Below are 25,088 nucleotides of genomic sequence, written 5' to 3' on the forward strand. Positions count from 1 at the left end.
GGAGCAGCTGGCTGGCGGCAGGACGGAGCTGGCAATATCGCCCGCCCCCAACCGCCCTGGCGCCCCGGCCACCCGGCCACTCGGCACCCCGGCCACCCGGCACCCGGCCACTCGGCACCCCGGCAGCGATGCTGGTCGAACTCACTCCTCGCCGGTGCGCAGCTCGAGCAGCCGCTCGAGGAGCTCGGCGACCGCGTCGGTGCCCTCGATCCGGAAGGCGGCCGCGGTGTCGCCGTCGCCCACCTTCACGCCCAGGTCGTCGTCCTCGAGGATGGCGAAGACGTTCTCGTCGGTGACGTCGTCCCCGAGGTAGAGGACCGCGTCGGCCGCGGCGGCCCGGCCGAGCGCCCGCACGGCGGTGCCCTTGTGGGAGTCGACCACGGAGAACTCGACGACCTCCTTGCCCGGGGTGACGGTGACGTCCGGCAGGGAGCGCGCGAACTCGAGCGCGGCCTCGGTGGCGTTGCCCGCGCCGCGTCCCTTCGCGTTGCGCGTGTGCAGCACGGCGGAGGCGGGCTTGACCTCGACCTCCGCCCCCGGATGCTGGTCGGCGATGTGCTGGAGGCGGCGCGCGATGGAGTCGCGCAGGTTCTGCCGGGTCTCGTCCATGGTCATCGTGCCCGCGTCCATGACGTCGGCGTGCAGGTCCGAGGGCAGGGCGCCGACCTCGGCGCCGTGCGAGCCGACGAGGGCGACGGAGCTGGGCATGCCCGCGTGGTGCTGCAGATCCTCGAGCGCCCGCCCGGAGACGAGCGCGACGTTCACCCCGGACAGCTCGGTGAGCTCCCGGAGCGCGCCGATCGAGCGGGGATTCGCCTGCACCGCGTCGCGGTCGGCGACGATCGGCGCGAGCACGCCGTCGAAATCCGAGGCGACGAGGATGCGCGGGGTGTCCGCGAAGGCCTCGAGCGCCGCGTCGAGCCGGGCGGCATCCGGGGCCTCGCCTCCGGACAGACGGATGATCGGGGCCGACGGGGGAGCGGGCTCGCCGACGGCCTCGAGCCGGTCGAGGAAGTGCTTGGCCCAGGACTGCACGTCGTGGTCGAGGACCTGCCGGCGCAGGGAGGTCATCATCTCCTCCTGCTCCTCCTCGGGCATGCTCAGCGCACGCAGCGCCGCGGACTTCAGCTCGTCGATGTCGTGCGGGTTCACCAGCAGCGCGGCGCGCAGCTCGTCGGCCGCGCCCGCGAACTCGGAGAGCACCAGCACACCGCGCAGGTCGGGTCGCGAGGCCACGTACTCCTTGGCGACGAGGTTCATGCCGTCGCGCAGGGCGGTCACCAGCACCACGTCGGCCGCCATGTAGAGAGCGGTCATGTCCCGTCGGTTGAAGGAACGGTGCAGGTAGGAGATGGCCGGGCGGCCGATGGGGGCGTGGTCGCCGTTGATGCGGCCGACGGTCAGCTCGACCTCGTCGCGCAGCTGCCGATAGGCGTCGACCCTCTCTCGCGAGGGCGTGGCGACCTGCACGAGGACGGTCTCGCGAGGGTCGATGGAGCCGTCGTTCAGCAGCTCGCCCCAGGCCTTGAGCCGGTGGCGGATGCCCTTGGTGTAGTCGAGCCGATCCACGCCCAGCACGACGTTCTCGGGGTCCCCCAGGTCGTGGCGCAGCTGGCGGGCGCGCTCCTTGATCTCGGGATCCTCGGTCAGCTCGGTGACGGCCTGGGTGTCGAGCGAGATCGGGAAGGTCCCGGCGATCACGTCGCGCGGTTCGACCGCGCCGATCCCGGGCACGGTGACGGTGCGCTGGTCGACCTGGTAGCCGAGCAGGTGGCGCACCGATGCGAGGAAGTTCAGGGTGTCGCTCTCGCGCTGGAAGCCCACGAGGTCCGCGCCCAGCAGCCCGCGGAGCACCTGGTTGCGCTTGGGCAGCTGGCTGAACAGCTCGACGGGCGGGAAGGGGATGTGGTTGAAGAAGCCGATGCGGACGTCGGGCCGCTCGGAGCGGATCATCTCGGGCACGAGCTGGAGCTGGTAGTCGTGCACCCAGATCGTGCCGCCGGGCGCGGTCACGGCCGCGGCGGCCTTGGCGAAGCGGCGGTTCGCGCTCACGTAGGTGTCCCACCAGGTGCGGTGGTAGGCGGGGTCGACGATCACGTCGTGGTAGAGCGGCCAGAGGGTCGCGTTGGAGAACCCCTCGTAGTACTTCTCGATGTCGGTCGCGTCGAGGGAGACCGGGTACAGGTCCATGCCGTCGGCGCGGAACGGCTCGGGCGCCTCGCCCGGGGAGCCGGCCCAGCCCACCCAGGCGGCCGAGTCGACGTTCCGCATCACGCTCTCCATGGCGGTGACCAGACCGCCGGGACTCGTCACCCACTCGGTGGCGCCGTCGGGAAGGGTCTTCGCGTCGACCGGGAGACGGTTGGCGACGACCACCAGATCGTGCAGTTCTTGCGATGCCACAGGGGCCTCCTGACATGGGGGGACGACACCGTCAGGCTATCAAGTGAGAGGGGTCACGAAGACCTCGCGATGCGCGTCGTGATCTCCCGCCGGGGCGCCCTCCGTGACCGCGCCTGGGCCTCGCCATATGCCTCGCCACCAGCATCTATGAGTGCATGAAGGGATGCGCGGACCTCTCCTCGCCGCCCGGTGCGCACCCGGCGTGCAGAGGGCGGGAGGGGCCCTGGCGGCAGGCGCGCACCGCGGCACGGGTGCGCGGCTCCTCACTGCGTGGACACGGCCAGCGAGCGGGCGACCGCGCCGCATAGTGTTCCTCCTCGGGACCGTGCCCGCGTTCGCGCGGGGGCGCGGGCCCCGGGGGTCGGCCGGAGCGGCCGACCGCCCCGCACCCCGACCCCGACGCCCGACCCCGACCCGACGTCCGACCCAGGAGGCCACGCGCGATGCGAGCCCACGAAGCAGGAGCACTGCACGGCAACGACGCCGCGCCCACCTGGCTGCCCTTTCCCGCCGATGTCAACGCCCTGATCCCGGGACTCTGGTCGAGCACGTGCGTGCGCGATGCGGACGGCGCCCTGGAGGTCGGCGGCGTGAGCGTCCGGACGCTCGCCGAGGAGGTCGGCACACCCGCCTTCGTGCTGGACGAGGACGACTTCCGCGAGCGCGCCCGCGCCTTCCGCGACGCCTTCACCACGGCCTTCGCTCCGCATGCCGGGGCTGACGTCTACTACGCGGGCAAGGCGTTCCTCTGCGGCGCCGTCGCCCGCTGGGTCGAGGAGGACGGCCTGGGCCTGGACGTGTGCACCGGCGGCGAGCTCGCCGTCGCCCTGCGCGCGGGCTTCCCGACCGACCGGATGGCCCTGCACGGCAACAACAAGTCGGACCGCGAGATCGCCCGGGCGCTCGAGGCAGGCGTCGGCCGCATCGTCATCGACTCCCTGGCAGAGATCCGGCAGGCGGCCCGAGTGGCGTCGGAGCTGGGCGTGAGCGCGCACGTGATGCTCCGGGTGACCACGGGCGTCGAGGCGCACACCCACGAGTTCATCGCGACTGCGCACGAGGACCAGAAGTTCGGCCTCTCGATCACCTCCGGCGACGCCCTGACGGCCGTGCGCGAGGTCCTCGAGACCCCCGAGCTGGACCTCGTCGGGCTGCACTCGCACATCGGCTCCCAGATCTTCGACGTCGGCGGCTTCGAGGTCGCCGCCCGCCGCGTCCTCGACCTCGTCGCCCAGGTCCGCGAGGAGCTCGGGCACACGATCGCGCACCTCGACCTCGGCGGCGGATTCGGCGTCATGTACAACACGCAGCACACGCCCTCGACGCCAGAGGGCCTCGCGAGCGGCATCGCCGCGATCATCGCGAAGGAGTGCCACGAGCTCGAGCTCGAGGTCCCGCATGTGGCGTTCGAGCCCGGACGCGCGATCGCCGGACCCTCGACCCAGACCCTCTACACGGTGGGCACCGTGAAGGACGTGCGATTGGGCGGTCCGCACCACCGGGTGTACGTCTCGGTCGACGGCGGCATGAGCGACAACGTGCGCACGGCCCTCTACGACGCCGACTACTCATGCCTGCTCGCCGGCCGCGTCTCCGACGCCCCGCCCGAGGTGGTGCGCGTGGTCGGCAAGCACTGCGAGAGCGGCGACATCGTGGTCAAGGACGAGTATCTGCCCGCCGACGTGCAGCGCGGGGACCTCGTCTCGGTGCCCGTGACCGGCGCCTACTGCTACTCGCTGGCCTCGAACTACAACCACGTGCCGCGGCCCCCGGTGGTCGCGGTGAAGGACGGCCGCTGGCGCACGCTCGTGCGTCGCGAGAGCGAGGAGGACCTGCTCGCCCTCGACGTCGGCTGAGGGGAGCGCCCCGCCACGGGCGCCCCGCGCACGACGCATACGGACACATGGCGACGCGTTCGCGTCCCGGAGTTGGATACAGTTTCCTGAGCCCGCGGGGCCCTCAACCCCGCTGGCCACGCTGGAATCGCCCGTCGTCGCCCGGATTCTGCGGAAGGACCACTGATGACTGATCCCCTGCCCGACCACGCCCCGCTGCGGGTCGCCGTGCTCGGCGCCGGCACCGTCGGAGCCGACGTGCTGCGCGTCATCGGCACCAGCGGAGACGAGCTCGCGCACCGCATCGGCGCGCCGCTCGAGGTCACGGGCATCGCCGTGACGGACCTCGAGAAGGACCGCGGGGAGCACGTGGACACGTCCCTGCTCACCGATGATCCGGCCTCCGCGATCGCGGGCGCGGACATCGTCGTCGAGCTGATGGGCGGCATCGAGCCCGCGCGCACCCTGCTGCTCGAGGCCATGAGCAACGGCGCGAGCGTCGTGACCGCGAACAAGGCCCTGCTCGCGCAGGACGGCGTCGCCCTCTACGAGGCGGCCGACGCGAACGGCGTGGACCTGCACTTCGAGGCGGCCGTCGCCGGTGCGATCCCGCTGGTGCGACCGATCCGCGAGTCGCTCGCGGGCGACCGCATCGGCAAGGTGCTCGGCATCGTCAACGGCACCACGAACTACGTGCTCGACGCGATGGCCCGCACCGGCGCCTCCTTCGACGACGCGCTCGCGAGCGCCCAGGAGCTCGGGTACGCCGAGGCGGACCCGACGGCAGACGTCGAGGGCCACGACGCCGCCGCGAAGGCCTCCATCCTCGCGTCCCTCGCCTTCCACACCCGCGTGGGCATGCAGGACGTGCACTGCGAGGGCATCACGACGGTCACCGCCGCGGACATCGCCGCCGCCTCCCGCATGGGGCGCACGATCAAGCTGCTCTCGATCGTCGAGCGGGTCGAGGAGGAGGGCGAGGAGCGCGTCTCCGCGCGCGTCTACCCGGCGATGCTGCCCGACAGCCACCCGCTCGCCTCGGTGTCCGAGGCGTACAACGCGGTGTTCGTCGAGGCCGAGGCCGCCGGCTCCCTCATGTTCTACGGGCAGGGCGCGGGCGGCGCGCCGACGGCGTCCGCGGTCCTGGGCGACCTCGTGACCGTCGCCCGACAGCGCGTGCACGGCGGCGTGGGCCCGCGCGAGTCGCGCTACGCGGACCTCGGGATCATCCCGGTCGACGCGCTGCGCAACGCCTTCTACGTCTCCCTCACCGTGCAGGACAAGCCCGGCGTGCTCGCCGAGGTCGCCGGCACCCTGTCCTCCCACGGCATCTCGATCTCGACGATCCATCAGGAGACGGAGCCGGCCGAGGAGGGCGAGCCCGAGCGCGCGCGCATCGGCATCGCCACCTACCGGGCGCTCGAGTCCGCGATGGACTCCGCCCTGGACGACCTGGACAGCTCCGGGGCCGTCCTCACGATCGATTCCGTGATCCGCCTCGAAGGAGAATGACCCGATGGCACACCAGTGGCGCGGCGTGCTCGCCGAGTACCGCGAGCACCTCCCGTTCTCCGACGAGGACACCCTGCTGACGCTGGGCGAGGGCGGCACGCCCCTCGTCCACTCGCCGACCCTCTCGCGCACGGTCGGGGCCGACGTCCACGTCAAGGTCGAGGGCATGAACCCCACCGGCTCCTTCAAGGACCGCGGCATGGTCTCCGCGATGTCCCGGGCCGTGTCCGACGGCGCGAAGTCCGTGGTGTGCGCCTCGACGGGCAACACCAGCGCCTCGGCCGCCGCCTACGCGACGCGCGCCGGGATCACGTGCGCCGTGCTGCTGCCGCAGGGCAAGATCGCCGCCGGCAAGCTCGCCCAGGCCGTCGTCCACGGTGCGAAGCTCATCCAGGTCGAGGGCAACTTCGACGACTGCCTCGAGATCGCCCGCAAGCTCGACGCCGCCCATCCCGTGGAGCTCGTGAACTCGGTGAACCCCTTCCGGCTCCAGGGCCAGAAGACGGGAGCCTTCGAGGTCTGCGACGCGCTCGGCGGGGCGCCGGACATCCACATCCTGCCCGTGGGCAACGCGGGGAACATCTCCGCCTACTGGATGGGGTACACCGAGTACCGCGACAAGGGCATCACCGGCTCCGCCCCCGCCATGTGGGGCTTCCAGGCGGAGGGCGCCGCGCCCTTCAAGGCCGGCCGCCCGATCACCGATCCCGAGACGGTCGCCACCGCGATCCGCATCGGCGCGCCCGCCTCCTGGAGCCTCGCGGTCGCGGCGCGCGACGACTCGGGCGGCCTGATCGACGCCGTCTCCGACGACCAGATACTCGATGCGCAGGCGCTGCTCGCGGGCGAGGTCGGCATCTTCGTCGAGCCCGCCTCGGCCGCGGGGGTCGCCGGTCTCCTCCAGCAGGCGGAGAAGGGGCTCGTGCCGCGCGGCGCGACCATCGCGATCACCGTCACCGGCAACGGGCTCAAGGACATCGACACCGCGCTGACCCGCCAGGACCTGACCCCGACCGTCATCCCGGTCGACGTCGAGGCCGCGGCCGACGCGATGGGGCTGTGAGCCGCCCGGCATGAGGATCACCACCGAGCGCGTCGGCGTGCGCGTGCCCGCGACCAGCGCGAACCTGGGGCCGGGCTTCGACGCGCTGGGCCTCGCCCTGCACCTCGTGGACGACCTCGAGCTCGAGGCCACCACCGGCCCGGTCGAGGTCACCGTCGAGGGGGAGGGTGCGGGAGACGTCCCCGCGGGGGAGGACCACCTCGTGGTGCGCGCCCTGCGCCGCGGTCTCGACCACGCGGGCGCCCCGCAGGCCGGGGTGCGCCTGCACTGCCGCAACCGGATCCCGCACGGACGCGGCCTGGGCTCGAGCGCGGCGGCGACCGTCGCCGGCCTCATGCTTGCGCGACTCCTGGTCTCCGAGCCGGAGGCCCTCGACGACCAGGTGCTGCTGGACCTGGCGACCGAGATGGAGGGCCACCCGGACAACGCCGCCCCGGCGCTGCTGGGTGGCGTGGTCCTCTCCTGGACGGACCGCGTCGGAGCCCGCGCGGAGCGCCTCGACCTCGCGGTGCCCGGCGGCCGGGCGCCGCGCGGAAGCCGGGCCGCGCAGAGCGGGAGCGGCGCCGCGCAGGAGCCCGCGATCCGCCCCGTCGTGCTCCTGCCGACGGCCCGGCTCGCCACGAGCGCGGCGCGCTCGCTGCTGCCCGAGACGGTGCCCCACGCCGACGCCGCCTTCAATGCGGCCCGGGCCGCTCTGCTCGTGCACGCGCTCACGAGCGACCCGTCGCTGCTGCTCCCCGCGACCGAGGACCGCCTGCACCAGGAGTACCGCGCCCCGGGCATGCCGCAGAGCGTCGAGCTCGTGCGCGTGCTGCGCAGCGAGGGGTACCCGGCCGTGATCTCCGGCGCGGGCCCGTCCGTGCTGGTCATCGACGGCGCGGGGCCCGAGCTCGCGCCGCTCGTGCGGCGCGTGGTCGACGATCCCCGGGCATGGCGCATCGCCCGTGTCGGACTCTCATCGAGCGGTGCGGAGCCTGTGGTACCTTGAAGCCGCGTCCGACGACGTGATCGGCCCGGCCCAGCGTCGGCGACCACGGCTCGGGGACTTCCGCACAGTGGGTGCAGAGAGGTCCTGGGCCAGGACGTACCCCAGAGAATCCCCGGCGACGCCGCGTTCGCGTGCTTCCGTGCGCTGTGCGCCACGGCCGCCCTCGGGGAGAGGACTGCCGCGAACCCCGCCGTCCACCGGCCCGGTCGCCGCGCAGCTCATGCACTCATCACGGACGCGCGCCGCGCGATCCACAGGAAGGAACCTGGGTGAACGACACCACCGCACCGCAGGGCGACAGCACGTCGCTCGCGGCGAAGAAGCTTCCCGAGCTGCAGCAGATCGCTGCCGGGCTCGGCATCAAGGGGGCGCGTCGCCTCCGCAAGGGCGAGCTCATCGACGCGATCAGCGGGGGCGGCTCCACCGCCGCGAAGAACACCTCCTCGACGAGCACCGCCACGACGAGCACCGCCACGGCGAGCACAGCTCCGAGGGCCGACGCGTCGAAGACCGCGGCGGCAGGCGCCGCCGCGGAGCAGAGCACGGCGCCGGCGAGCGGAGCCTCCGAGGGCTCGGCCTCGTCGGCCGACGTCCTGGAGCTGGGCCTGGATCTTCCCGCGCAGAACGAGCGCGGCGCGGGCGGGCGCCAGGAGCGCCGGGGCCGCGACGACCGCGGGGCCCGCGCCGACCGCGGGGGTCGCGAAGAGCGCAGCGAGCGCCCGGAGCGCGCGGAGCACAACGATCGCGCCGAGCGCCACGAGCGCGGCGACCAGGGCGAGGGCCGCCAGCGCGGCGACCGCCAGGACCGCGGCGACCGCCAGGATCGTCAGGATCGCGGCGACCGCCAGGACCGCAACGACCGTTCGGGCCGCAGGGACCGCGACAACCGCAAGGACAGCAACGACCGCAACGACCACGGCGATCAGGGCGGGCGCGGCTCGCGCCCCCGTCTCGAGGACATCGAGCTGCCCGATCGCACGGGTGAGGACTCCGACATGAGCCGCAACGACCAGGGCGGCCGGGGCGGCCGCGGAGACTCCGAGGACGGCCGCAACCGCCGCTCCCGCAACCGCTCGCGCGACCGCAAGCGCAAGGGTCGCAACGGCGGCGAGAACCCGCAGCAGGACGGCGGCGGCAACGGCGGCGACGACGAGCAGGTGCGCGAGGGCGAGGAGCTGGTGAGCGTCGCCGGCATCCTCGATGTGCGCGACAACAACGCCTACGTGCGCACCACCGGCTACCTGCCCGGAGCGAGCGACGTCTACGTCTCCATGAACATGGTGCGGAAGAACGGCCTGCGCAAGGGTGACGCGATCACCGGCCTGGTGCGCGCGCCCAAGGACGGCGAGGAGCAGCGCCAGGAGCAGCCCCAGCAGGGCGGCGGCGGGCGCAACCGCCGCAACCGCGGCGGCAACCAGCAGGGCAAGTACGCTCCGCTGCTCCAGGTGGACACGATCAACGGCCTCACGCCCGATCGGGCGAAGCAGCGGGTGGACTTCGGCAAGCTCACCCCGCTGTACCCGGACGAGCGCCTGCGCCTGGAGACCGCGCCGAACGCGATCGCCCCGCGCATCATCGATCTGGTCTCGCCGATCGGCAAGGGCCAGCGCGGCCTCATCGTCGCGCCCCCGAAGGCCGGCAAGACGATCATCATGCAGCAGATCGCGAACGCGATCACCACGAACAACCCCGAGGCCCACCTCATGGTCGTGCTCGTCGACGAGCGCCCCGAGGAGGTCACCGACATGCAGCGCACGGTGAAGGGCGAGGTCATCGCCTCGACCTTCGACCGGCCCGCGTCGGACCACACGATCGTCGCCGAGCTCGCGATCGAGCGCGCCAAGCGCCTCGTGGAGATGGGCAAGGACGTGGTGGTGCTGCTGGACTCGCTCACCCGCCTCTCGCGCGCCTACAACCTGGCCGCCCCGGCCTCGGGCCGCATCCTCTCCGGCGGTGTCGACGCCTCGGCGCTGTACCCGCCCAAGCGGTTCTTCGGCGCGGCCCGCAACATCGAGAACGGCGGCTCGCTGACCATCCTCGCCTCGGCCCTGGTGGAGACCGGCTCCAAGATGGACGAGGTCATCTTCGAGGAGTTCAAGGGCACCGGCAACATGGAGCTGCGCCTCTCGCGGAACCTCGCGGACAAGCGCATCTTCCCGGCGGTGGACGTCAACGCCTCGAGCACCCGCCGCGAGGAGGAGCTCATGGGCAAGGAGGAGCTGGCCATCATGTGGAAGCTCCGCCGCGTGCTCGGCGCCCTCGACCAGCAGCAGGCGCTCGAGCTGCTCCTGGAGCGCGTGAAGAAGACCCAGTCGAACACCGAGTTCCTGATGACGGTCTCCAAGAACACCCCCAGCGTGGGCGGCCGCTCCGGCGACTGATCCCTCGCGGGAGCGAGCCCTCGGCCCGGACCTCCGGGCCGACGACGGCGGGGTGGGCACTTCGGTGCCCGCCCCGCTTCGTCATCCCTTGATCGCGCCCGCCGCGATGTTCGCGATGAACTGGCGCGAGCCGATGATGAAGACGCCGATGAGCGGCAGCACGCTGACCAGTGCACCTGCCATGACCATCCCGTAGTCCGTGAGGTACAGCGAGTTGAGGTTCTGCAGGGCGGTCTGCAGGGTCTGGCGCTTCGGGTTCACCAGCACGATCAGCGGCCACACGTAGTCGTTCCATGCGGTGATGAACGTGAAGATGCCCAGGAACGCGAGGCCGCCGCGCATCATCGGCACGCCGATCCGGCGGTAGATGGTGAAGAAGCCGGCGCCGTCGATCCGTGCGGACTCCACGAGCTCGTCGGGGATGGACGAGCTCGCCATCTGCCGCAGCAGGAAGATGCCGAAGGCGTTCGCGGCGCCCGGGACGATGAGCGCCTGCAGCGTCCCCACCCAGCCGATCTTCGACATGAGGATGAAGCTCGGCACCAGCGAGAGGCTCCCGGGGATCAGGAAGGTGGCGATCATCAGCACGAACAGGGCGTTCTTGCCCGGGAAGTCGTACTTCGCGAAGGCGAAGGCGGCGAGGGAGTCGAAGAACATCACCAGCACGGCGCACAACGCCGACACGATGATCGTGTTCACGAGGGCCGAGAGGATGTCCACGCTCGAGAAGAGGTTCCTCAGGTTCTCCGTGAAGCTCGTGCCGAAGGTGAGGCGCGGCGGGTACCCGAAGATCTGCGCGGTCGTCGACGTCGACATCACCGCGAGCCAGTAGAACGGGAACACCGACAGCACGACTCCGACGAGGATCAGCAGATGCGTGATCACCTTTTCAAGGCGGGCGTGCGCGATCGCGGCGCGGTCGCCCGGGGTGTGCAGGACCGGCCGGTCGTTCCCGCGCGGGTCCGTCCGTCCTCCCGGCTCCGAGGGTCCGGAGGTGCGGACGGGGTGTTCAGCGGTGGTCATGAGCGTGCCTTCCTGCCGGTCCGACGGGGCGCGTCCCTGCGCTCGCTGAGCAGGCGCCAGTTGATGATCGCGAACACGGAGGCGAGGACGAAGAGGGCCCAGGCGATGGCCGAGCCGTATCCGAAGTCGAACTGCGTGAATGCCTGGTTGTACTGGTAGAGGACGATCGTCATGCCGGCCTCGCCGTTGCCGCCGGCGTCGCCGAGGAGCACCTGCGGCTCGGTGAACAGGCTCAGCCCGCCGACGGTCGAGGTGATGACGGTGAACAGGATGATCGGCCGCAGCATCGGGATCGTCACGCGGGTGAAGATCTGCCAGGTCGAGGCGCCGTCGGTCTTCGCGGCGTCGTACAGGTCCGTCGGGATCGACTGGAGCCCGGCGAGGTAGATGATCGCGTTGTAGCCGGTGAACCGCCAGATCACCATGACGGCGATGGTGACCTTGATGCCCAGGCTGCTCGAGAGCCAGGGCACGGAGTCGACGTGCAGGGCGGTCAGCGCCGAGTTCACGAGTCCGAAGGAGTCGGAGAACACCGACCCGAAGACGATCGCCATCGCGACCATGCTGGTGACGTTCGGCAGGAAGAAGGCCACCCGGTAGAACCCGCGGAAGCGGATGTTCTGATGCAGCAGGAACGCGATGACGAGCGCCAGGAACAGCATCGGGACCGTGGAGAGGAACCAGATGATGAACGTGTTCGCGACCGCGTTCCAGAACCGGGAGTCCTGGACGAGGTAGATGTACTGGGAGAGCCCGGCGAAGCGGATCTCGCCCATGCCGTCCCAGTCGGTGAAGGAGAGCACGATCGAGAACACGATGGGGAACAGCCCGAACACGAGGAAGAGCACGTAGAACGGGGCGATCGCGACGTACTGGGGCCAGTGGGAGAGGACTCCTCGCCAGCCGCGGGCCCGGGTGCGGGGGACGGCCGCGGCGGGGGCCCGGGCGGCGTCGACGGGCGGGGGAGTGGTCATGACGCTCATCGCTGGACTCCTCGTTTGCGCAGTGCCTTCTCGGCGGCGGCGATCGCATCGGCCCATGCGCGGTCCGGGTCCTTGCCGGCGGTCTCTACGTTGGTGATCTCGAGGGTGAAGCTGCCGGAGACGACGCTCTCCCACGTGCTGATGAACGATTCCGGCACCTGCTCGGCGGCGTGCGAGAAGAAGGCGAGCGGATCCTGGTCCCCGAAGAAGTCGCCTGCGTACTTCATGGTGCCGCTCTCGTAGGAGGCGGGTGCGGACGGGAAGAGCTGGACGTCGTTGTAGGCCTCGGCCTGGTGGTCCGGGGTGTTGATCCAGCGGATGAAGGCGAAGGCGGCCTCCGGGTCCTTGCAGGTATGGGGGATCGCGGCGAAGGAGCCTCCCGAGTTCCCCGGGCGCACGGGCTGGTCGGCCAGTCGCCAGAGGCCCGCGGAGTCCGGCGCGGACTCCTGGATGATCTGGGACCACCACGAGGCGTTCACGTGGCCGGCGGTCTTGCCGCTGGACCACGCGGCGTTCTGGTCCGTGCCGCGGGCATCCGGGATCCCCGCGGTGATGTGCGCGTCGATCGCGGCGACGGCCGTGTCCCAGGCCTCGCGCACCGCCGAGCCCTCGGCCGCGTACAGGGGCGTGTCCTCGGCGTCGAGGTAGCGCTCGGGGCTCGCGTTGAGGAACTGCTCGTAGATGGACTGCGCGGTGTTGACGAGCGCTGAGCCGGTCGCCTTCCGGAGCTCGGCGCCGAGTGCGATCCAGTCCTCCCACGTCGAGACCGCGGAGGAGACCTCGTCCGGTTCCGTCGGCAGGCCCGCCTTCTCGAACACGTCCTGGCGGTAGTAGAAGCCGGTCGGGCCGATGTCGAGAGGGAAGAAGCAGAAGCGCTCCTCGGGCGTGATCCCGAGCTTCCACTTCCACTCGTAGTAGTCGTCCGCGTGCTGGGCGGCCCCCAGGTCGTTCATGTCCAGGAACTGGTGCTCGTTGCGGAAGTAGAGGGCGTTGTTCGAGTTGATGTACGTGATGTCCGGGATGTAGGCGCCGCCCGCGAGGCTCGTGCGCAGCTTGGTGTCGAAGGTGGTGCCGATGACGTCGGCGCGCACGTGCCGATCCGTGCCGGGGACGTTCTTCGCGGCCTGCTCGAGGAGCTTCGGGCTGGCGGAGCGGTTCCAGTACCACATGACCAGTTCATCGGGATCGTGGGAGATCGTGGGGGAGGAGCCGCAGGCGGCCAGTCCTCCCGCTGCCAGTCCGGCCAGGCCGAGGCCTCGCAGGACGTGTCGTCGCGTGGGTGGGTGCATGAGCTCTCCTCGTCATCGAGCAGGCGATCAGGGCCGTGAACGTTCACAGCTGGCCAGGACTATGGCATCCGCTCATGGGGGTGTCAAGGGTCACAACTCTCCGGCGGGTGCGGTTCCTCCCGACGGATGCCGAATCGTCTTGCTGCGCATCTCCGCGCCGTCGCCCCTGGCGGCGGCGGATCGGCGCGTCTCGGCGGAGTTCTGCGAGGCATGGCGCCACAGTCGACGGGCGTGTAGCGTGATACCTGTCGTGAACGTTCACGCACGGCTGGTGGGCCGCGGTGGTCCCGTTGCGGTCCTCGTCCGGCGTCCGCCGCAGCATCCGTGCGCCGCCCCAGCCCTCATCCATCGACAGCGAGGTCGCATTCATGAACATCGACAGCAGCGTCCCCACGCACGACGACAGCAGCACGGAGCGTGCGGCCTCGGCCGCGCCCGGCGCCTCGGCCGCGCGCCTGCGCTGGGCGGTCCTCGGGCCCGGCTCGATCGCCCGTCGCTTCGCCGGCCAGCTGCCCCACAGCGAGCACGGCGTGCTCGTGGGTGCGGGCAGCCGTGACCCGGAGCGGGCCCGCGAGTTCGCGCGCGAGTTCGGCATCGACGAGGCCCCGGACGCCGTCATCGGCACCTACGAGGAGATCCTGGCCTCCGATGCGGTCGACGCCGTCTACGTCTCCACGGTGCACACCGAGCACGCGCACCTGAGCGTCGCCGCCCTCGAGGCGGGCAAGCACGTGCTGTGCGAGAAGCCGCTGGCCGTCAACCACGGCACCGCGATGGCCGTCGCGGACGTCGCCCGCCGCAGCGGGCGCGTGCTGCTCGAGGCCTTCATGTACCGCTTCCATCCGCAGACCCTCCAGGTGCTCGACCTCGTGCGCGAGGGCGCGATCGGCGAGCTCGCGCACGTCGACGCCTCCTTCTCCTTCGACACCGGGGCGCGCGAGGGCCGCCTGTTCGATCCGCAGATCGCCGGCGGCGGGATCCTCGACGTCGGCTGCTACCCGCTGTCCTTCGCGCGCCTGATCGCCGGGGCCGCCGCCGGGCGCACCGTCGTCGAGCCCGCCTCGCTCTCCGCCGCGGGCACCGTCGGCCCGACCGGCGTCGACGAGTGGGCGAGCGCCGAGCTGACGTTCCCCGGCGGTGCCACCGCGAGCCTGCGCACCGGTGTGCGTCTGGCGGATCCGCAGTCCGCCACGATCACCGGCAGTCGCGGCGTCATCCGGCTCGAGGATCCGTGGACGCTCGGCGAGGACACGGTCATCCACCTCGACGTGGTGGGGGAGGAGCCCCGCGAGATCCGCGTCCAGCGCGCCCACCCCTACGCCCTGGAGGCGGACGCCCTCGCGCGCGCCGCGGCGCAGGGGATCGCCGAGGTGCCCGAGCTCGATCTCGAGGTGAGCCTCGGCCAGGCCCGCGCGCTCGACGACTGGCGCGAGCAGATCGGCCTGCGCTATCCGTTCGAGCGCGAGGACTCCGCGATCCCCACCGTCTCGGGCGCCCCGCTGCGGATGGGCGGTGCGGCCCTCCCCGACGGCACCGCCATGCCCTACGGCGAGATCCCGGGCGTCGACAAGAAGATCTCCCGTCTGGTCATGGGGTGCGACAACCAGCCGAACCTCGCCCATGCCTCCGCCCTGTTCGACGCCTTCGTCGAGGCCGGCGGCACCACCTTCGACTCCGCGTACATCTATGGAGGCGGTCACCACGAGGTCCAGCTGGGGCAGTGGATCGCGAACCGCGGCATCCGCGAGGACGTCGTCGTGATCACCAAGGGAGCGCACACCCCGCACTGCGATCCCGAGTCCCTGAGCCGTCAGCTGCTGGAGTCCCTCGAGCGCCAGCAGACCGACTACGCGGACCTCTACATGATGCACAGGGACAACCTCGAGGTCCCCGTCGGCGAGTTCGTCGACGTGCTCAACGAGCACCTCGAGGCCGGCCGGATCCGGGCGTTCGGCGGCTCGAACTGGGCGCCCGCACGCGTCGACGAGGCCAACGCCTACGCCGCCTCCCACGGCAAGCGGGGCTTCAGCCTGCTGAGCAACCACTTCGGCCTCGCCGAGGCGCTCGACGTCCCCTGGGCCGGCTGCGTGCACGCGACCGACCCGGCCTCGAAGGCCTGGCTCGAGGAGCGGAAGATCCCGCTCTTCCCCTGGTCCTCCCAGGCCCGGGGCTTCTTCACCGGCCGCGCCGCGCCCGAGGACCGCTCGGACGCCGAGCTCGTGCGCTGCTACTACTCCGATGACAACTTCGAGCGCCTCGAGCGCGCCCGCACCCTCGCTCGCGAGTTCGGGGTCCCGCCCACCGCTATCGCGCTCGCGTACGTGCTCGCCCAGCCGTTCCCGACGTTCCCGCTGTTCGGTCCCCGCTCGATCGCGGAGATGCGATCCTCTATGGAGGGCCTCTCGGTGCAGCTGACCCCCGAGCAGGTCGCCTGGCTGGATCTTCGGGAGGATATTGCGTGAGCAGGAGCCGTGAGAGCGCCGGTGCGCGGACGGACGCCCGGACGACGGGCGCCCGGCGCGCCACCATCGTCGACGTGGCCACGCGCGCCGGCGTCTCGCGGCAGACGGTCACCCGGGCCATGAACGACATGCCCGGCATCAGCCCCGACACCCGCGACCGCGTCCTCGCGGCGGCCGAGGAGCTGAACTACCGGCCCTCGCGGTTCGGGCGCGGCCTCGTCTCCCAGGGGCCGCCCACCCTCGGCCTGCTGGTCAACGAGCTCACCAACACGTTCTTCCCGGAGATCGCCGCCGCCGTGATCCGCGAGAGCGCACGGCGCGGCTGGAACGTGGTGGTCGCCGAGACCGAGAACGGAGCGGAGGCCGAGGCGATCGCGACCGAGCTCGTGCGCCGGGCCGACGCCCTGCTGGGCTACAGCCTCCCGGCCGACGCCGACGAGATCGTCCCCGCGCGCATGCCGCTCGTGCGCCTCGACCTCCAGGAGGCCGACGGTGCGGGCGTGCGCTTCGCGGAGGAGGCCGCGATGAACGAGCTCGCCGCGCACCTGAAGAGCTCCGGCGCCGCACGCGTCGCCGTGCTCGACAGCACCCAGGACGGGGAGAGCCGCCGCGCGCACGAGATGCGGGAGGCAGTCGGCCGGCAGATCGCCGCGGTGGACCTCGTCCCGGCGTCGGCGGACGGCATCCCGGCGCAGGTCGAGGCGGCGCTCGACGTCGGCGCGGACACCCTGATGGCCTGGAACGACGTGCACGCGCTGCAGGTGCTCAAGGTGCTGCGCACCCGCGGCCTGAGCGTCCCCGACGACGTGCGCGTGACGGGCGTCGACGGGCTCGCGCTGGGGGAGCTCGTCTCCCCGGAGCTCACGACCATCGGCGTCGACCTCGAGGCAGTGGCCAGTGAAGCGGTCGATCTCGTGGACGGGCTGTTCACCGGACGCGTGAGCGCGGCCGACGGCGGGGCAGTGCGCACCGTGCCCTACCGGCTCATGGTCCGCGAGTCCGCCTGAGAGCGGGCGGGCCGGGCCGCCTCCCCGGCGCGGAACCCGCCTCCGTGGGGAGTTCGTCACCCCGGAGCGGCGAGGGGTGTGCCCGCTCGCGCGCACGTGGCACAATCGGGCGTCGGTTCTGGTTCACGGTGCCCGTCGGGCACCGACCCAGCGACCTCACGAAGGAGAGATCATGAAGGCGAACATCCACCCGGAGTATCACGTGACCCAGGTGACCTGCACCTGCGGCAACACGTTCACCACCCGCAGCACCAAGGGCGACGGCGAGATCCGCGCCGAGGTCTGCTCCGCCTGCCACCCGTTCTACACGGGCAAGCAGAAGATCCTGGACACCGGCGGTCGCGTGGCCCGCTTCGAGGCCCGCTACGGCAAGAAGTCCAAGTAACAGCGCTTCCGACACCGGCGGTTCCCCCTGGGGAGCCGCCGGTGTCGTGTCTTCGGCCTCCTGGTCGGCCGATGACATGATCCTGCCGGTGTCCTGACCCGAGGAGAGGCCGTGGCGCATCCCGCCGATGACCTCGAAGGCCTCCCGCTCGAGCGGCTGAGCGCCCTCGAGGCGGAGCACGCCGAGCTGCAGCGGCGCATGGCAGAGCCCTCCCTGCACGCCGACGCCTCCCGCGCGCGACGCGTGGGACGCCGCTACGCCGAGGTCGACCAGATCGTCACCGCGCTGCGCGACCTGCGCGGTGCGGCCGAGGACCGCGACGCCGCGCGCGAGCTCGCGGCGGAGGACCCCGAGTTCGCGACCGAGGCCGAGCGGGACGCCGAGCGCGTCGAGACCCTGCGCGCGCACCTGCGCGAGCTGCTCGCCCCCCGCGACGAGGACGACTCCCGGGACGTGCTCATGGAGATCAAGGCCGGAGCCGGCGGCGAGGAATCCGCCCTGTTCGCCGCGGAGATGCTGCGCATGTACCGGCAGTACGCGCTCTCCCGGGGGTGGACGCTCGAGGTCATCGATTCCACCGACTCGGACCTGGGCGGCATCAAGGACGCGACCCTCTCGATCCGCGCGGGCTCGTCCGCCGTCGGCGGCGGGTCCGGGGCAGGCGGCGGCACGACAGGCGGGGTCGGCGGAGGAGCGGCCGACGGCGTCTGGGCGCATCTGAAGCACGAGGGCGGCGTCCACCGGGTCCAGCGCGTGCCGGTCACCGAGTCCGCCGGGCGGATCCACACCTCCGCCGTCGGCGTCCTGGTCATGCCCGAGGCCGACGAGACCGACGAGGCCGAGCTGCTCGCCGAGCAGATGGTCCCCGCGAACCTGCGCATCGACGTCTTCCGGTCCTCAGGTCCCGGCGGGCAGAGCGTGAACACGACGGACTCCGCCGTGCGCATCACCCACCTGCCCACAGGCATCGTCGTCTCCTGCCAGAACGAGAAGAGCCAGCTGCAGAACCGCGAGCAGGCGATGCGGATCCTGCGCTCGCGCCTGCTCGAGGCGCGCCGCGCCGAGCAGGACGCCGAGGCCTCCGCGAGCCGCCGCTCCCAGGTGCGCACCGTCGACCGCTCCGAGCGGATCCGCACGTACAACTTCCCCGAGTCGCGGGTGACCGACCACCGCACAGGCTTCAAGGCGGGCAACCTCGAGGCGGTCCTCGCCGGCGACCTCGACGCCCTGATCGACTCCTCCCGCCGCGCCGAGGCCGAGCAGCGCCTGCGCGAGGCCGCCGAGGGAGAGCTGTGAGCGACGACGTGCGCAGGCACCTGCGCACTGCGCTGTCGCGCACGACCGCCCGGCTGGGCGAGGCGGGCATCGTGTCCTCGAGCGCCGAGTCCCGCATCCTCATCGAGGCCGCCGCGCGGGCCGACGGGCCCCTGGTCATGCTCGACGCGCTCCCGGAGGACTTCGCCGCGCGCCTCGAGGAGCTCGTGGCCCGCCGCGAGCGCAGGGAGCCCCTGCAGCTGATCCTGGGGCGCGCCCCGTTCCGCCGTCTGCTGCTCGCGACCGCTCCCGGCGTGTTCATCCCGCGTCCGGAGACCGAGCTCGCGATCGACGTGCTGCTCGAGCACGCACGGTCGGACGAGGTGCGCACTGTCGTGGACCTCTGCACGGGGAGCGGCGCCCTCGGCGCCGCGGTCCTCGACGAGATGCCCTCCTCACGCGTGCTCGCCCTCGAGATCGATCCCGCCGCCCGGGACCTGGCGGCGCGGAACCTCGCGGCCGTCGACCCGGCGCGCGGCGAGGTCCGGGTCGGCGACGTCGGGGACGCGCAGCTGCTCGCGGACCCGGAGGCTGTGCTCGGCGTCCGCGCCGGCGGCGTTGACGCGGTGCTCGCGAACCCGCCCTACATCCCCGCCGATGCGATCCCCCGCGAGCAGGAGGTGCGCGAGCACGACCCCGCGCGCTCACTGTTCGGCGGGGGAGCGGACGGACTCGACGTGCCCCGCTCCGTGGTCGCCCTCGCCGGGCGCCTGCTGCGGCCCGGCGGTCTGCTCGTGATGGAGCACGCCGACGTGCAGGGCTCGTCGACGCGCGCCCTCGCCGAGGACACGGGGTCCTTCATCGACATCCGCACGGTCCGCGACCTCACCGGCCGCGACCGCTTCCTGGTCGCCCTCCGCGCCCACCCGTCCACCCCCAGCACGAGATGAGAGACTGAGCGCCGTGAGCGTGTACGACACCACGAACGAAGCCACCCGCGACGAGGGCCTCCAGGCTGCACAGGACGCCCTGTCCGACGGCGGCCTGATCGTGCTCCCCACCGACACCGTCTACGGCATCGGCGCGGACGCCTTCACCCCGGACGCCGTGCAGGCGCTGCTGGACGCCAAGGACCGCGGGCGCGACGCCCCTCCGCCGGTGCTCGTCGGGGATCCCGCCGTGCTGCTGGGACTCGCGGTCGACGTCCCCGAGTACGCCGAGCGCCTCACGGAGGCCTTCTGGCCCGGCGCGCTCACCCTGATCCTCACCGCGCAGCCCTCGCTGAACTGGGACCTCGGGGAGACCCGGGGCACCGTCGCCCTGCGCATGCCCGACGACGAGGTCACCCTCGAGCTGCTGCGCCGCACCGGGCCGCTCGCCGTCTCGAGCGCGAACCGCCACGGCAGGCCCGCGGCGCTCAGCGTCATGGACGCCGCGACCCAGCTCGGCGACCGCGTCGAGGTCTACCTCGACGGGGGCCCTGCGCGCCTGGGCACCGCCTCCACGATCATCGACACCACGGTTCAGCCCGCCGAGATCGTCCGCGAGGGCGCGCTCACCCGCGAGCAGATCGTCGAGGCCGTCGGCGACATCTTCACCGCCCCCGAGTCGGAGGAGCCCGCTGACGCCGACGCCGGGACCGACACCGAGGCCGAGACAGGGGCCGCCGTCGACGCCGCCGCCGACGCCGACGCCGCCGAGGCGGCGACGGAGGGCGCGTCGGAGGACGCGACGACGGGCACGGCGAGCGGGGCCGACGAGCCCGGCGAGGCGGAGGGCGAGGAGAACGTCGAGGACATCGGCGCCGACGCCTTCGCCGCCGCCGGCTCCACGCCGCTGCCCGCGCCCGACGAGACCGAGGCGGCCGGGGACGCCGACGCCGTGGACGTGACCGCCGACGCCGCCGAGCCCGTCCCGGCCGACGCTCCCGCCGATGCCGACGACCCCGACTCCTCCGCCGACGGACCCGGGGAGACCGGGAGCGGGAGCCGCCCCGCGTGAGGATCTACCTGTTCGTCCTGCTCCTCGCGGCGGCGGTGACCTTCCTGGTCACACCCGCGGTGCGCCTCATGGCGCGCAGGATCGGGGCGATGACGGCGGTCCGCTCGCGCGACGTGCACACGGTCGTGACCCCGCGCCTCGGCGGCCTGGGGATCCTGGTGGGGGTCGCCGCGGCGATGCTCATCGCCAGCCGCATCCCCTTCCTCCACGGACTGTTCCACGAGAGCAGCCAGCCCTGGGCGATCCTCGCCGCCGCCGGCATCGTCGCCCTCCTGGGCGCCGCCGACGACAAATGGGACCTCGACTGGGTCACCAAGCTCGCGGGCCAGGTGCTCGCCGCCGTGCTGCTGGCCGCCGAGGGCGTGCGCCTGGTGTCGCTCCCGATCGGCGGCGTCACCCTGCTCTCCTCGCGCAGCGCCATCATCCTCACGGTGCTCGTCGTGGTGGTCTCGATGAACGCCGTGAACTTCGTGGACGGCCTGGACGGTCTGGCCGCGGGGGTCATGGCGATCGGCGGCACGGCGTTCTTCGCCTACGCCTACATGCTCACCCGCAGCGCCTCGACCACGGACTACTCCTCGCTCGCCGCCCTGATCACGGCCGCGATGGTGGGCGCCTGTCTGGGGTTCCTCCCGCACAACCTGCCGCGCGCGAAGATCTTCATGGGGGATTCGGGCTCCATGCTGCTGGGCCTGCTGCTCGCCGCGAGCACCATCACGGTGACCGGCCAGATCGACACCGCGCAGCTCTCCGACGCGAAGGTCATCGGTCAGTTCCTGCCGATCCTGCTGCCCATCGGCGTCATGTTCATCCCGTTCCTCGACTTCGTGCTCGCCGTCGTCCGCCGCATCGGCTCGGGCCACTCGCCCTTCCACGCCGACAAGCTCCACCTCCACCACCGCCTGCTCGCGATCGGCCACTCGCAGCTCGGGGCCGTCCTCATCATGTACATGTGGGCGATCGTGATCTCGGTGGGGATGCTGCTGCCGGCCCTCGTGGACATGCGCACCGTCGTGATCTTCTGGGGGATCGGGCTGCTCGTCGCCTTCGTGGTGACGATCGATCCGATCGCCCGGCTGCGCCGCCGCTCCGGGAGGCGCCATCCCGCCCACGAGCGAGAGGCCGGCTGACACCGTCGGCCCCGCCCCCGACCCGACCTGAGAACACCGAGGAATCCGAGACGCCGATGCCCGCCGCCGACCGACCCGATCCTGCCGCCCCGAGCGACGAGGGGATCGCGCGCGCCCGCCGCCACAACGACCGCCTGCTGATGCGGGCACTGCTGCTCGCGATCCTCGCGGGGATCGTCGTCGACGCGGTCGTCATCGTCCTCGCCGCAGTGCTCGGCGGTGCCGGCGCGCTGCCCGGCGCGCTGGTCGGGAGTGGCCTCGCTCTCGTGGTGACCCTGCCCACACTGGCGAGCGCCCGGATCGCCCGTCCGCTGCCCGGCACCTCCTACGCGATGGTGCTCATGGGCAGCTGGCTCGTGAAGATGTTCGTGCTGGTCATCGCGCTCCTGCTGCTCGGCGAGGCAACCTGGCTCTCGCGGCCGTGGCTCGGTGCCGCCCTGCTCGCGGGAGCGGTCGTGGCGGCCGTCACCGAGGCGGTCGGGATGGTGCGCTCACGTGCCCGTCTGGAGGTCGCCGAACCCCCTCGGGAGCAGTGACGCTCTGATATGCTCGGGGTGTCTTCGCGTGGCCTGGAACGGCCCCCGTGGCACTCCACCACACCGCCCCTCCGGGGTGAGCCGTGGCTCCGGTGGGTCCCGGATCGTTCCCGACGCCGCCTCCCCGACCTCGGTTCATCCGCGGCCCGGCGGCACCGTCCCGCGACATCCCCGACCCCGGTGGGGGATCAGAGGACATGCACGACCATCCAGACTGCTGACGCCAGCGACGGCCGAGGCCCCAGGGCCTCGTCACCCGTCCGCCGGAACCGGCGGGGCGGATGCCGACACGACGACCACGGGAGATCGCGCTGAACACCGCCGACGCCACTCCGAACCTCCTCGCCGAGGGCTTCGAGTTCCACACGCCGAGCATCTCCGAGTTCTTCCCGGACGCCATCCTCTTCGGCGGCACGTGGTTCGAGTTCAACCGCGTCCAGCTCGTCCGCCTCATCATCCTCGTCGTCGTGCTGACGGTGATGGCGGTCATCGCCTCCCGCGCCAAGCTCGTGCCCGGTCGCGCGCAGAGCATCGTCGAGATGATCATCGAGTTCGTCGATCACTCGATCATCGAGAACACCCTGGGCATGCGCGAGGGCAAGAAGTACGCCCCCATGCTCGTGACGATGTTCTTCTTCATCCTCACGATGAACCTCGCGGGCGTGATCCCCGGGCTGAACCTCGCGGGCACCTCCGTGATCGGCCTGCCCCTGCTCGCGGCCCTGTGGACGTTCATCGTCTACATCTCCTTCGGCATCAAGAAGCACGGCCTGGGCGGCTACCTCAAGCACGAGACGATGCCCCCCGGCGTGCCGAAGCCGATCTACATCCTCCTGATCCCGATCGAGTTCCTCCAGCTCGCCGTGATCCGCTGGGCCTCGCTCACGATCCGACTGCTCGCCAACATGGTCGCCGGGCACATCATGCTCGTGGTCTTCATCGGACTCACCCAGGGTCTGCTGTTCTCGGGCTCCGCGCTCATCGCCGTCGCGCCCTTCTCCGGTGCCCTCGCGATCGGCATCTACGGCTTCGAGATCTTCGTGGCCGCCCTGCAGGCCTTCATCTTCACCATCCTGACCGCCGTGTACATCAACATGGCGACGTCGGACGAGCACTGACCCGCTCCGTCGTCACCTCCCCAGAACGCGCCGTCCACCCGGTCGGCACAACGAAAGGAAACCCTGTGGACGCCACCACTCTCGCAGAGCTCTCCGGCAACGTCGCATCGATCGGCTACGGCCTCGCGGCGATCGGCCCCGGCATCGGCATCGGCATCATCGTGGGCAAGACCGCCGAGGCGACCGCCCGTCAGCCCGAGCTGCGCGGCGCCCTGCAGTCGACCATGTTCATCGGTATCGCCTTCACCGAGATCCTGACGCTGCTGGCGATCGTCACCGGCTTCCTCTTCAACAGCTGAGGACCCCCACCATGATTCTTGCCGAAGGCACCTCGGAAGAGGTCGAGGGCTGGAAGATCCTGGTGCCCGAGCCCCAGGAGATCGTCTGGTCGCTGATCTTCCTGGTCATCTTCGCCGTCGTCTTCATCAAGTTCATCCTGCCGCGGCTGAACGCCGTGCTCGATGAGCGCAGCGAGAAGATCGAAGGCGGTCTGAAGAAGGCCGAGGAGGTCCAGCAGCAGGCGGACCAGCTGAAGGACGAGCAGGAGCAGGAGCTCGCGGCGGCCCGCCAGGAGGCGGCCTCCATCCGCGAGAAGGCCCGTGCGGACGGTGCCGCGATCGTCGAGGAGGCCAAGGCGCGCGCCGAGGCCGAGAACGACCGCATCCTCAGCGCCGGCCGTCAGCAGCTCTCGGCCGAGCGCACCACCGCCGCGGCCCAGCTCAAGGGAGAGGTCGGCACGCTCGCGAGCGACCTCGCCTCCAAGATCGTCGGGGAGTCCCTCTCCGACGACGAGCGCTCCCGCCGCGTGATCGACCGGTTCCTGGACGACCTCGAGTCGTCCCAGACCGCGACCCGATAAGGACACCAGATGCGAGGAACCTCCTCCACCTCCCTGCGCGAGGTGACCCAGCGGTCCCAGGACCTCCTGCGCGGCGACGACGTGTCGCTGGCGCAGGTCGCCGAGGACCTCTTCGGGGCCGCCGACGCGATCGACTCCAGCAACCAGCTGGTGCGGATGCTGAGCGACGGCGGTCGACCCGCCGAGGTCAAGCAGTCCGCGGCGCGCTCGCTCTTCGAGGGGCGCGTCAGCCCCGGGGCGCTCTCCGTGATCCTCGAGATCGTCGGTCGCCGCTGGTCCGAGCAGGAGGACGTCCTGGACGCCCTCGAGCAGCTCGGCGTCGAGGCCCTCCTCGAGCAGTCGGCCCGCGAGGGCGTGCTCGAGCAGGTCGAGGAGGAGCTCTTCCAGATCTCCCGCGTGATCGACGAGAGCGGCGAGCTCACCGGCGCCCTGGACGACGCCCGCGAGCATCCCGAGCAGCGGGCGGGGATCATCTCGCGACTGCTCGAGGGCCGCGTGCACCAGCTGACCCTCGCGCTCGCCCGCCGTGCGGTGGGTCGGCGCACGGACGTCAAGCCCGCACGCCGCCTCCTGGGCTTCGCCGAGTTCGCCTCGGCGCGGCGCCGACGTCTGCTGGCGATCGTGCGCAGCGCGCGACAGCTCACCCCCGAGCAGCAGTCTCGCCTGTCCTCGATCCTCACCCGGATCTACGGCCGCGAGGTCCAGACCAACTTCGAGCTGGACGAGGACGTCGTCGGCGGCCTGCGCGTCCAGGTCGGGGACGACCTCTACGACGCGACAGTCCTCGCGCGCCTGGCCCAGGCGCGCTCCCGCCTGGTGGCCTGACGGCCGCGCGGCGAGATCCACCGGAGATCCCCCG

21 protein-coding genes are annotated in these 25,088 nt (G+C 71.8%); 17 read left to right on the forward strand and 4 right to left on the reverse strand.

Going from position 1 to position 25,088, the window contains the following annotated elements; genetic code table 11:
- Window positions 1–141: 141 nt before the first annotated feature.
- Entirely contained in the window at window positions 142–2,403 is a 2,262-nt protein-coding gene (locus tag FHG10_RS07185; protein WP_152352667.1) for a bifunctional alpha,alpha-trehalose-phosphate synthase (UDP-forming)/trehalose-phosphatase, read from the reverse strand.
- 443 nt (window positions 2,404–2,846) lie between these two features.
- On the opposite strand from FHG10_RS07185, the gene lysA reads away from it, so the two are divergent.
- From lysA to rho, 5 genes are all read left to right on the forward strand, one after another.
- On the forward strand, window positions 2,847–4,259 hold the full coding sequence (gene lysA / locus FHG10_RS07190) for a diaminopimelate decarboxylase (protein WP_152352668.1): 1,413 nt from the start codon (window positions 2,847–2,849) through the stop codon (window positions 4,257–4,259).
- A gap of 165 nt (window positions 4,260–4,424) precedes the next feature.
- On the forward strand, window positions 4,425–5,750 hold the full coding sequence (locus FHG10_RS07195) for a homoserine dehydrogenase (RefSeq protein WP_152352669.1): 1,326 nt from the start codon (window positions 4,425–4,427) through the stop codon (window positions 5,748–5,750).
- Window positions 5,751–5,754: 4 nt separating this feature from the next.
- On the forward strand, window positions 5,755–6,813 hold the full coding sequence (thrC, locus tag FHG10_RS07200; RefSeq protein ID WP_152352670.1) for a threonine synthase: 1,059 nt from the start codon (window positions 5,755–5,757) through the stop codon (window positions 6,811–6,813).
- A gap of 10 nt (window positions 6,814–6,823) precedes the next feature.
- Window positions 6,824–7,801: a homoserine kinase gene (thrB, locus tag FHG10_RS07205; RefSeq protein ID WP_152352671.1), complete on the forward strand. Its 978-nt coding sequence runs from the start codon at window positions 6,824–6,826 to the stop codon at window positions 7,799–7,801.
- A 269-nt stretch (window positions 7,802–8,070) separates the two neighbouring features.
- Complete coding sequence (rho, locus tag FHG10_RS07210; RefSeq protein ID WP_152352672.1) at window positions 8,071–10,182, forward strand: transcription termination factor Rho; 2,112 nt, start codon at window positions 8,071–8,073, stop codon at window positions 10,180–10,182.
- Window positions 10,183–10,263: 81 nt separating this feature from the next.
- Here the strand turns inward: rho and FHG10_RS07215 are convergent, their stop codons facing one another.
- From FHG10_RS07215 to FHG10_RS07225, 3 genes are read right to left on the reverse strand one after another with little or no spacing between them, the layout of a single operon-like run.
- Window positions 10,264–11,205, reverse strand: a complete 942-nt coding sequence (locus tag FHG10_RS07215) for a carbohydrate ABC transporter permease (protein WP_152352673.1) — start codon at window positions 11,203–11,205, stop codon at window positions 10,264–10,266.
- Window positions 11,202–12,188 (reverse strand): carbohydrate ABC transporter permease, encoded by a 987-nt coding sequence (locus tag FHG10_RS07220; RefSeq protein ID WP_227488102.1) that lies wholly within the window; start codon window positions 12,186–12,188, stop codon window positions 11,202–11,204. The genes FHG10_RS07215 and FHG10_RS07220 overlap by 4 nt, the downstream gene beginning before the upstream one ends.
- The gene (locus tag FHG10_RS07225) at window positions 12,185–13,477 is read right to left on the reverse strand and encodes an ABC transporter substrate-binding protein (RefSeq protein ID WP_152352674.1); all 1,293 of its coding nucleotides are present in this window, start codon (window positions 13,475–13,477) and stop codon (window positions 12,185–12,187) included. Before FHG10_RS07225 ends, FHG10_RS07220 begins: the two co-directional genes overlap by 4 nt.
- Before the next feature lie 368 nt (window positions 13,478–13,845).
- Between FHG10_RS07225 and FHG10_RS07230 the strand changes: the two genes are divergently transcribed.
- From FHG10_RS07230 to FHG10_RS07285, 12 genes are all read left to right on the forward strand, one after another.
- A complete protein-coding gene (locus FHG10_RS07230) occupies window positions 13,846–15,939 on the forward strand; it encodes an aldo/keto reductase (RefSeq protein ID WP_152352675.1) in 2,094 nt (697 codons plus the stop codon).
- On the forward strand, window positions 15,936–16,946 hold the full coding sequence (locus FHG10_RS07235) for a LacI family DNA-binding transcriptional regulator (protein WP_227488103.1): 1,011 nt from the start codon (window positions 15,936–15,938) through the stop codon (window positions 16,944–16,946). The genes FHG10_RS07230 and FHG10_RS07235 overlap by 4 nt, the downstream gene beginning before the upstream one ends.
- Window positions 16,947–17,118: 172 nt before the next feature.
- Window positions 17,119–17,331, forward strand: coding sequence for a 50S ribosomal protein L31 (rpmE, locus tag FHG10_RS07240; protein WP_152352676.1), 213 nt, complete (start codon window positions 17,119–17,121; stop codon window positions 17,329–17,331).
- A gap of 198 nt (window positions 17,332–17,529) precedes the next feature.
- Window positions 17,530–18,627: a peptide chain release factor 1 gene (locus tag FHG10_RS07245; protein WP_406565156.1), complete on the forward strand. Its 1,098-nt coding sequence runs from the start codon at window positions 17,530–17,532 to the stop codon at window positions 18,625–18,627.
- The gene (locus FHG10_RS07250; RefSeq protein WP_152352678.1) at window positions 18,624–19,535 is read left to right on the forward strand and encodes a N5-glutamine methyltransferase family protein; all 912 of its coding nucleotides are present in this window, start codon (window positions 18,624–18,626) and stop codon (window positions 19,533–19,535) included. Before FHG10_RS07245 ends, FHG10_RS07250 begins: the two co-directional genes overlap by 4 nt.
- A 13-nt stretch (window positions 19,536–19,548) precedes the next feature.
- Window positions 19,549–20,586, forward strand: coding sequence for an L-threonylcarbamoyladenylate synthase (locus tag FHG10_RS07255; RefSeq protein WP_152352679.1), 1,038 nt, complete (start codon window positions 19,549–19,551; stop codon window positions 20,584–20,586).
- Window positions 20,583–21,716: an MraY family glycosyltransferase gene (locus FHG10_RS07260; RefSeq protein ID WP_152352680.1), complete on the forward strand. Its 1,134-nt coding sequence runs from the start codon at window positions 20,583–20,585 to the stop codon at window positions 21,714–21,716. The genes FHG10_RS07255 and FHG10_RS07260 overlap by 4 nt, the downstream gene beginning before the upstream one ends.
- 56 nt (window positions 21,717–21,772) lie before the next feature.
- Window positions 21,773–22,252: a hypothetical protein gene (locus FHG10_RS07265; protein WP_152352681.1), complete on the forward strand. Its 480-nt coding sequence runs from the start codon at window positions 21,773–21,775 to the stop codon at window positions 22,250–22,252.
- A 281-nt stretch (window positions 22,253–22,533) separates the two neighbouring features.
- Complete coding sequence (gene atpB, locus FHG10_RS07270; protein ID WP_152352682.1) at window positions 22,534–23,370, forward strand: F0F1 ATP synthase subunit A; 837 nt, start codon at window positions 22,534–22,536, stop codon at window positions 23,368–23,370.
- 65 nt (window positions 23,371–23,435) lie between these two features.
- Window positions 23,436–23,669, forward strand: a complete 234-nt coding sequence (atpE, locus tag FHG10_RS07275) for an ATP synthase F0 subunit C (RefSeq protein ID WP_152352683.1) — start codon at window positions 23,436–23,438, stop codon at window positions 23,667–23,669.
- Window positions 23,670–23,680: 11 nt separating this feature from the next.
- Window positions 23,681–24,229, forward strand: a complete 549-nt coding sequence (locus FHG10_RS07280) for a F0F1 ATP synthase subunit B (protein WP_152352684.1) — start codon at window positions 23,681–23,683, stop codon at window positions 24,227–24,229.
- Between the two features lie 9 nt (window positions 24,230–24,238).
- Window positions 24,239–25,054, forward strand: coding sequence for a F0F1 ATP synthase subunit delta (locus FHG10_RS07285; protein ID WP_152352685.1), 816 nt, complete (start codon window positions 24,239–24,241; stop codon window positions 25,052–25,054).
- Window positions 25,055–25,088 lie beyond the last annotated feature (34 nt).

Source organism: Brachybacterium subflavum (genome assembly GCF_009299795.1).
In the GTDB taxonomy this organism is placed as follows: Bacteria; Actinomycetota; Actinomycetes; order Actinomycetales; family Dermabacteraceae; genus Brachybacterium; species Brachybacterium subflavum.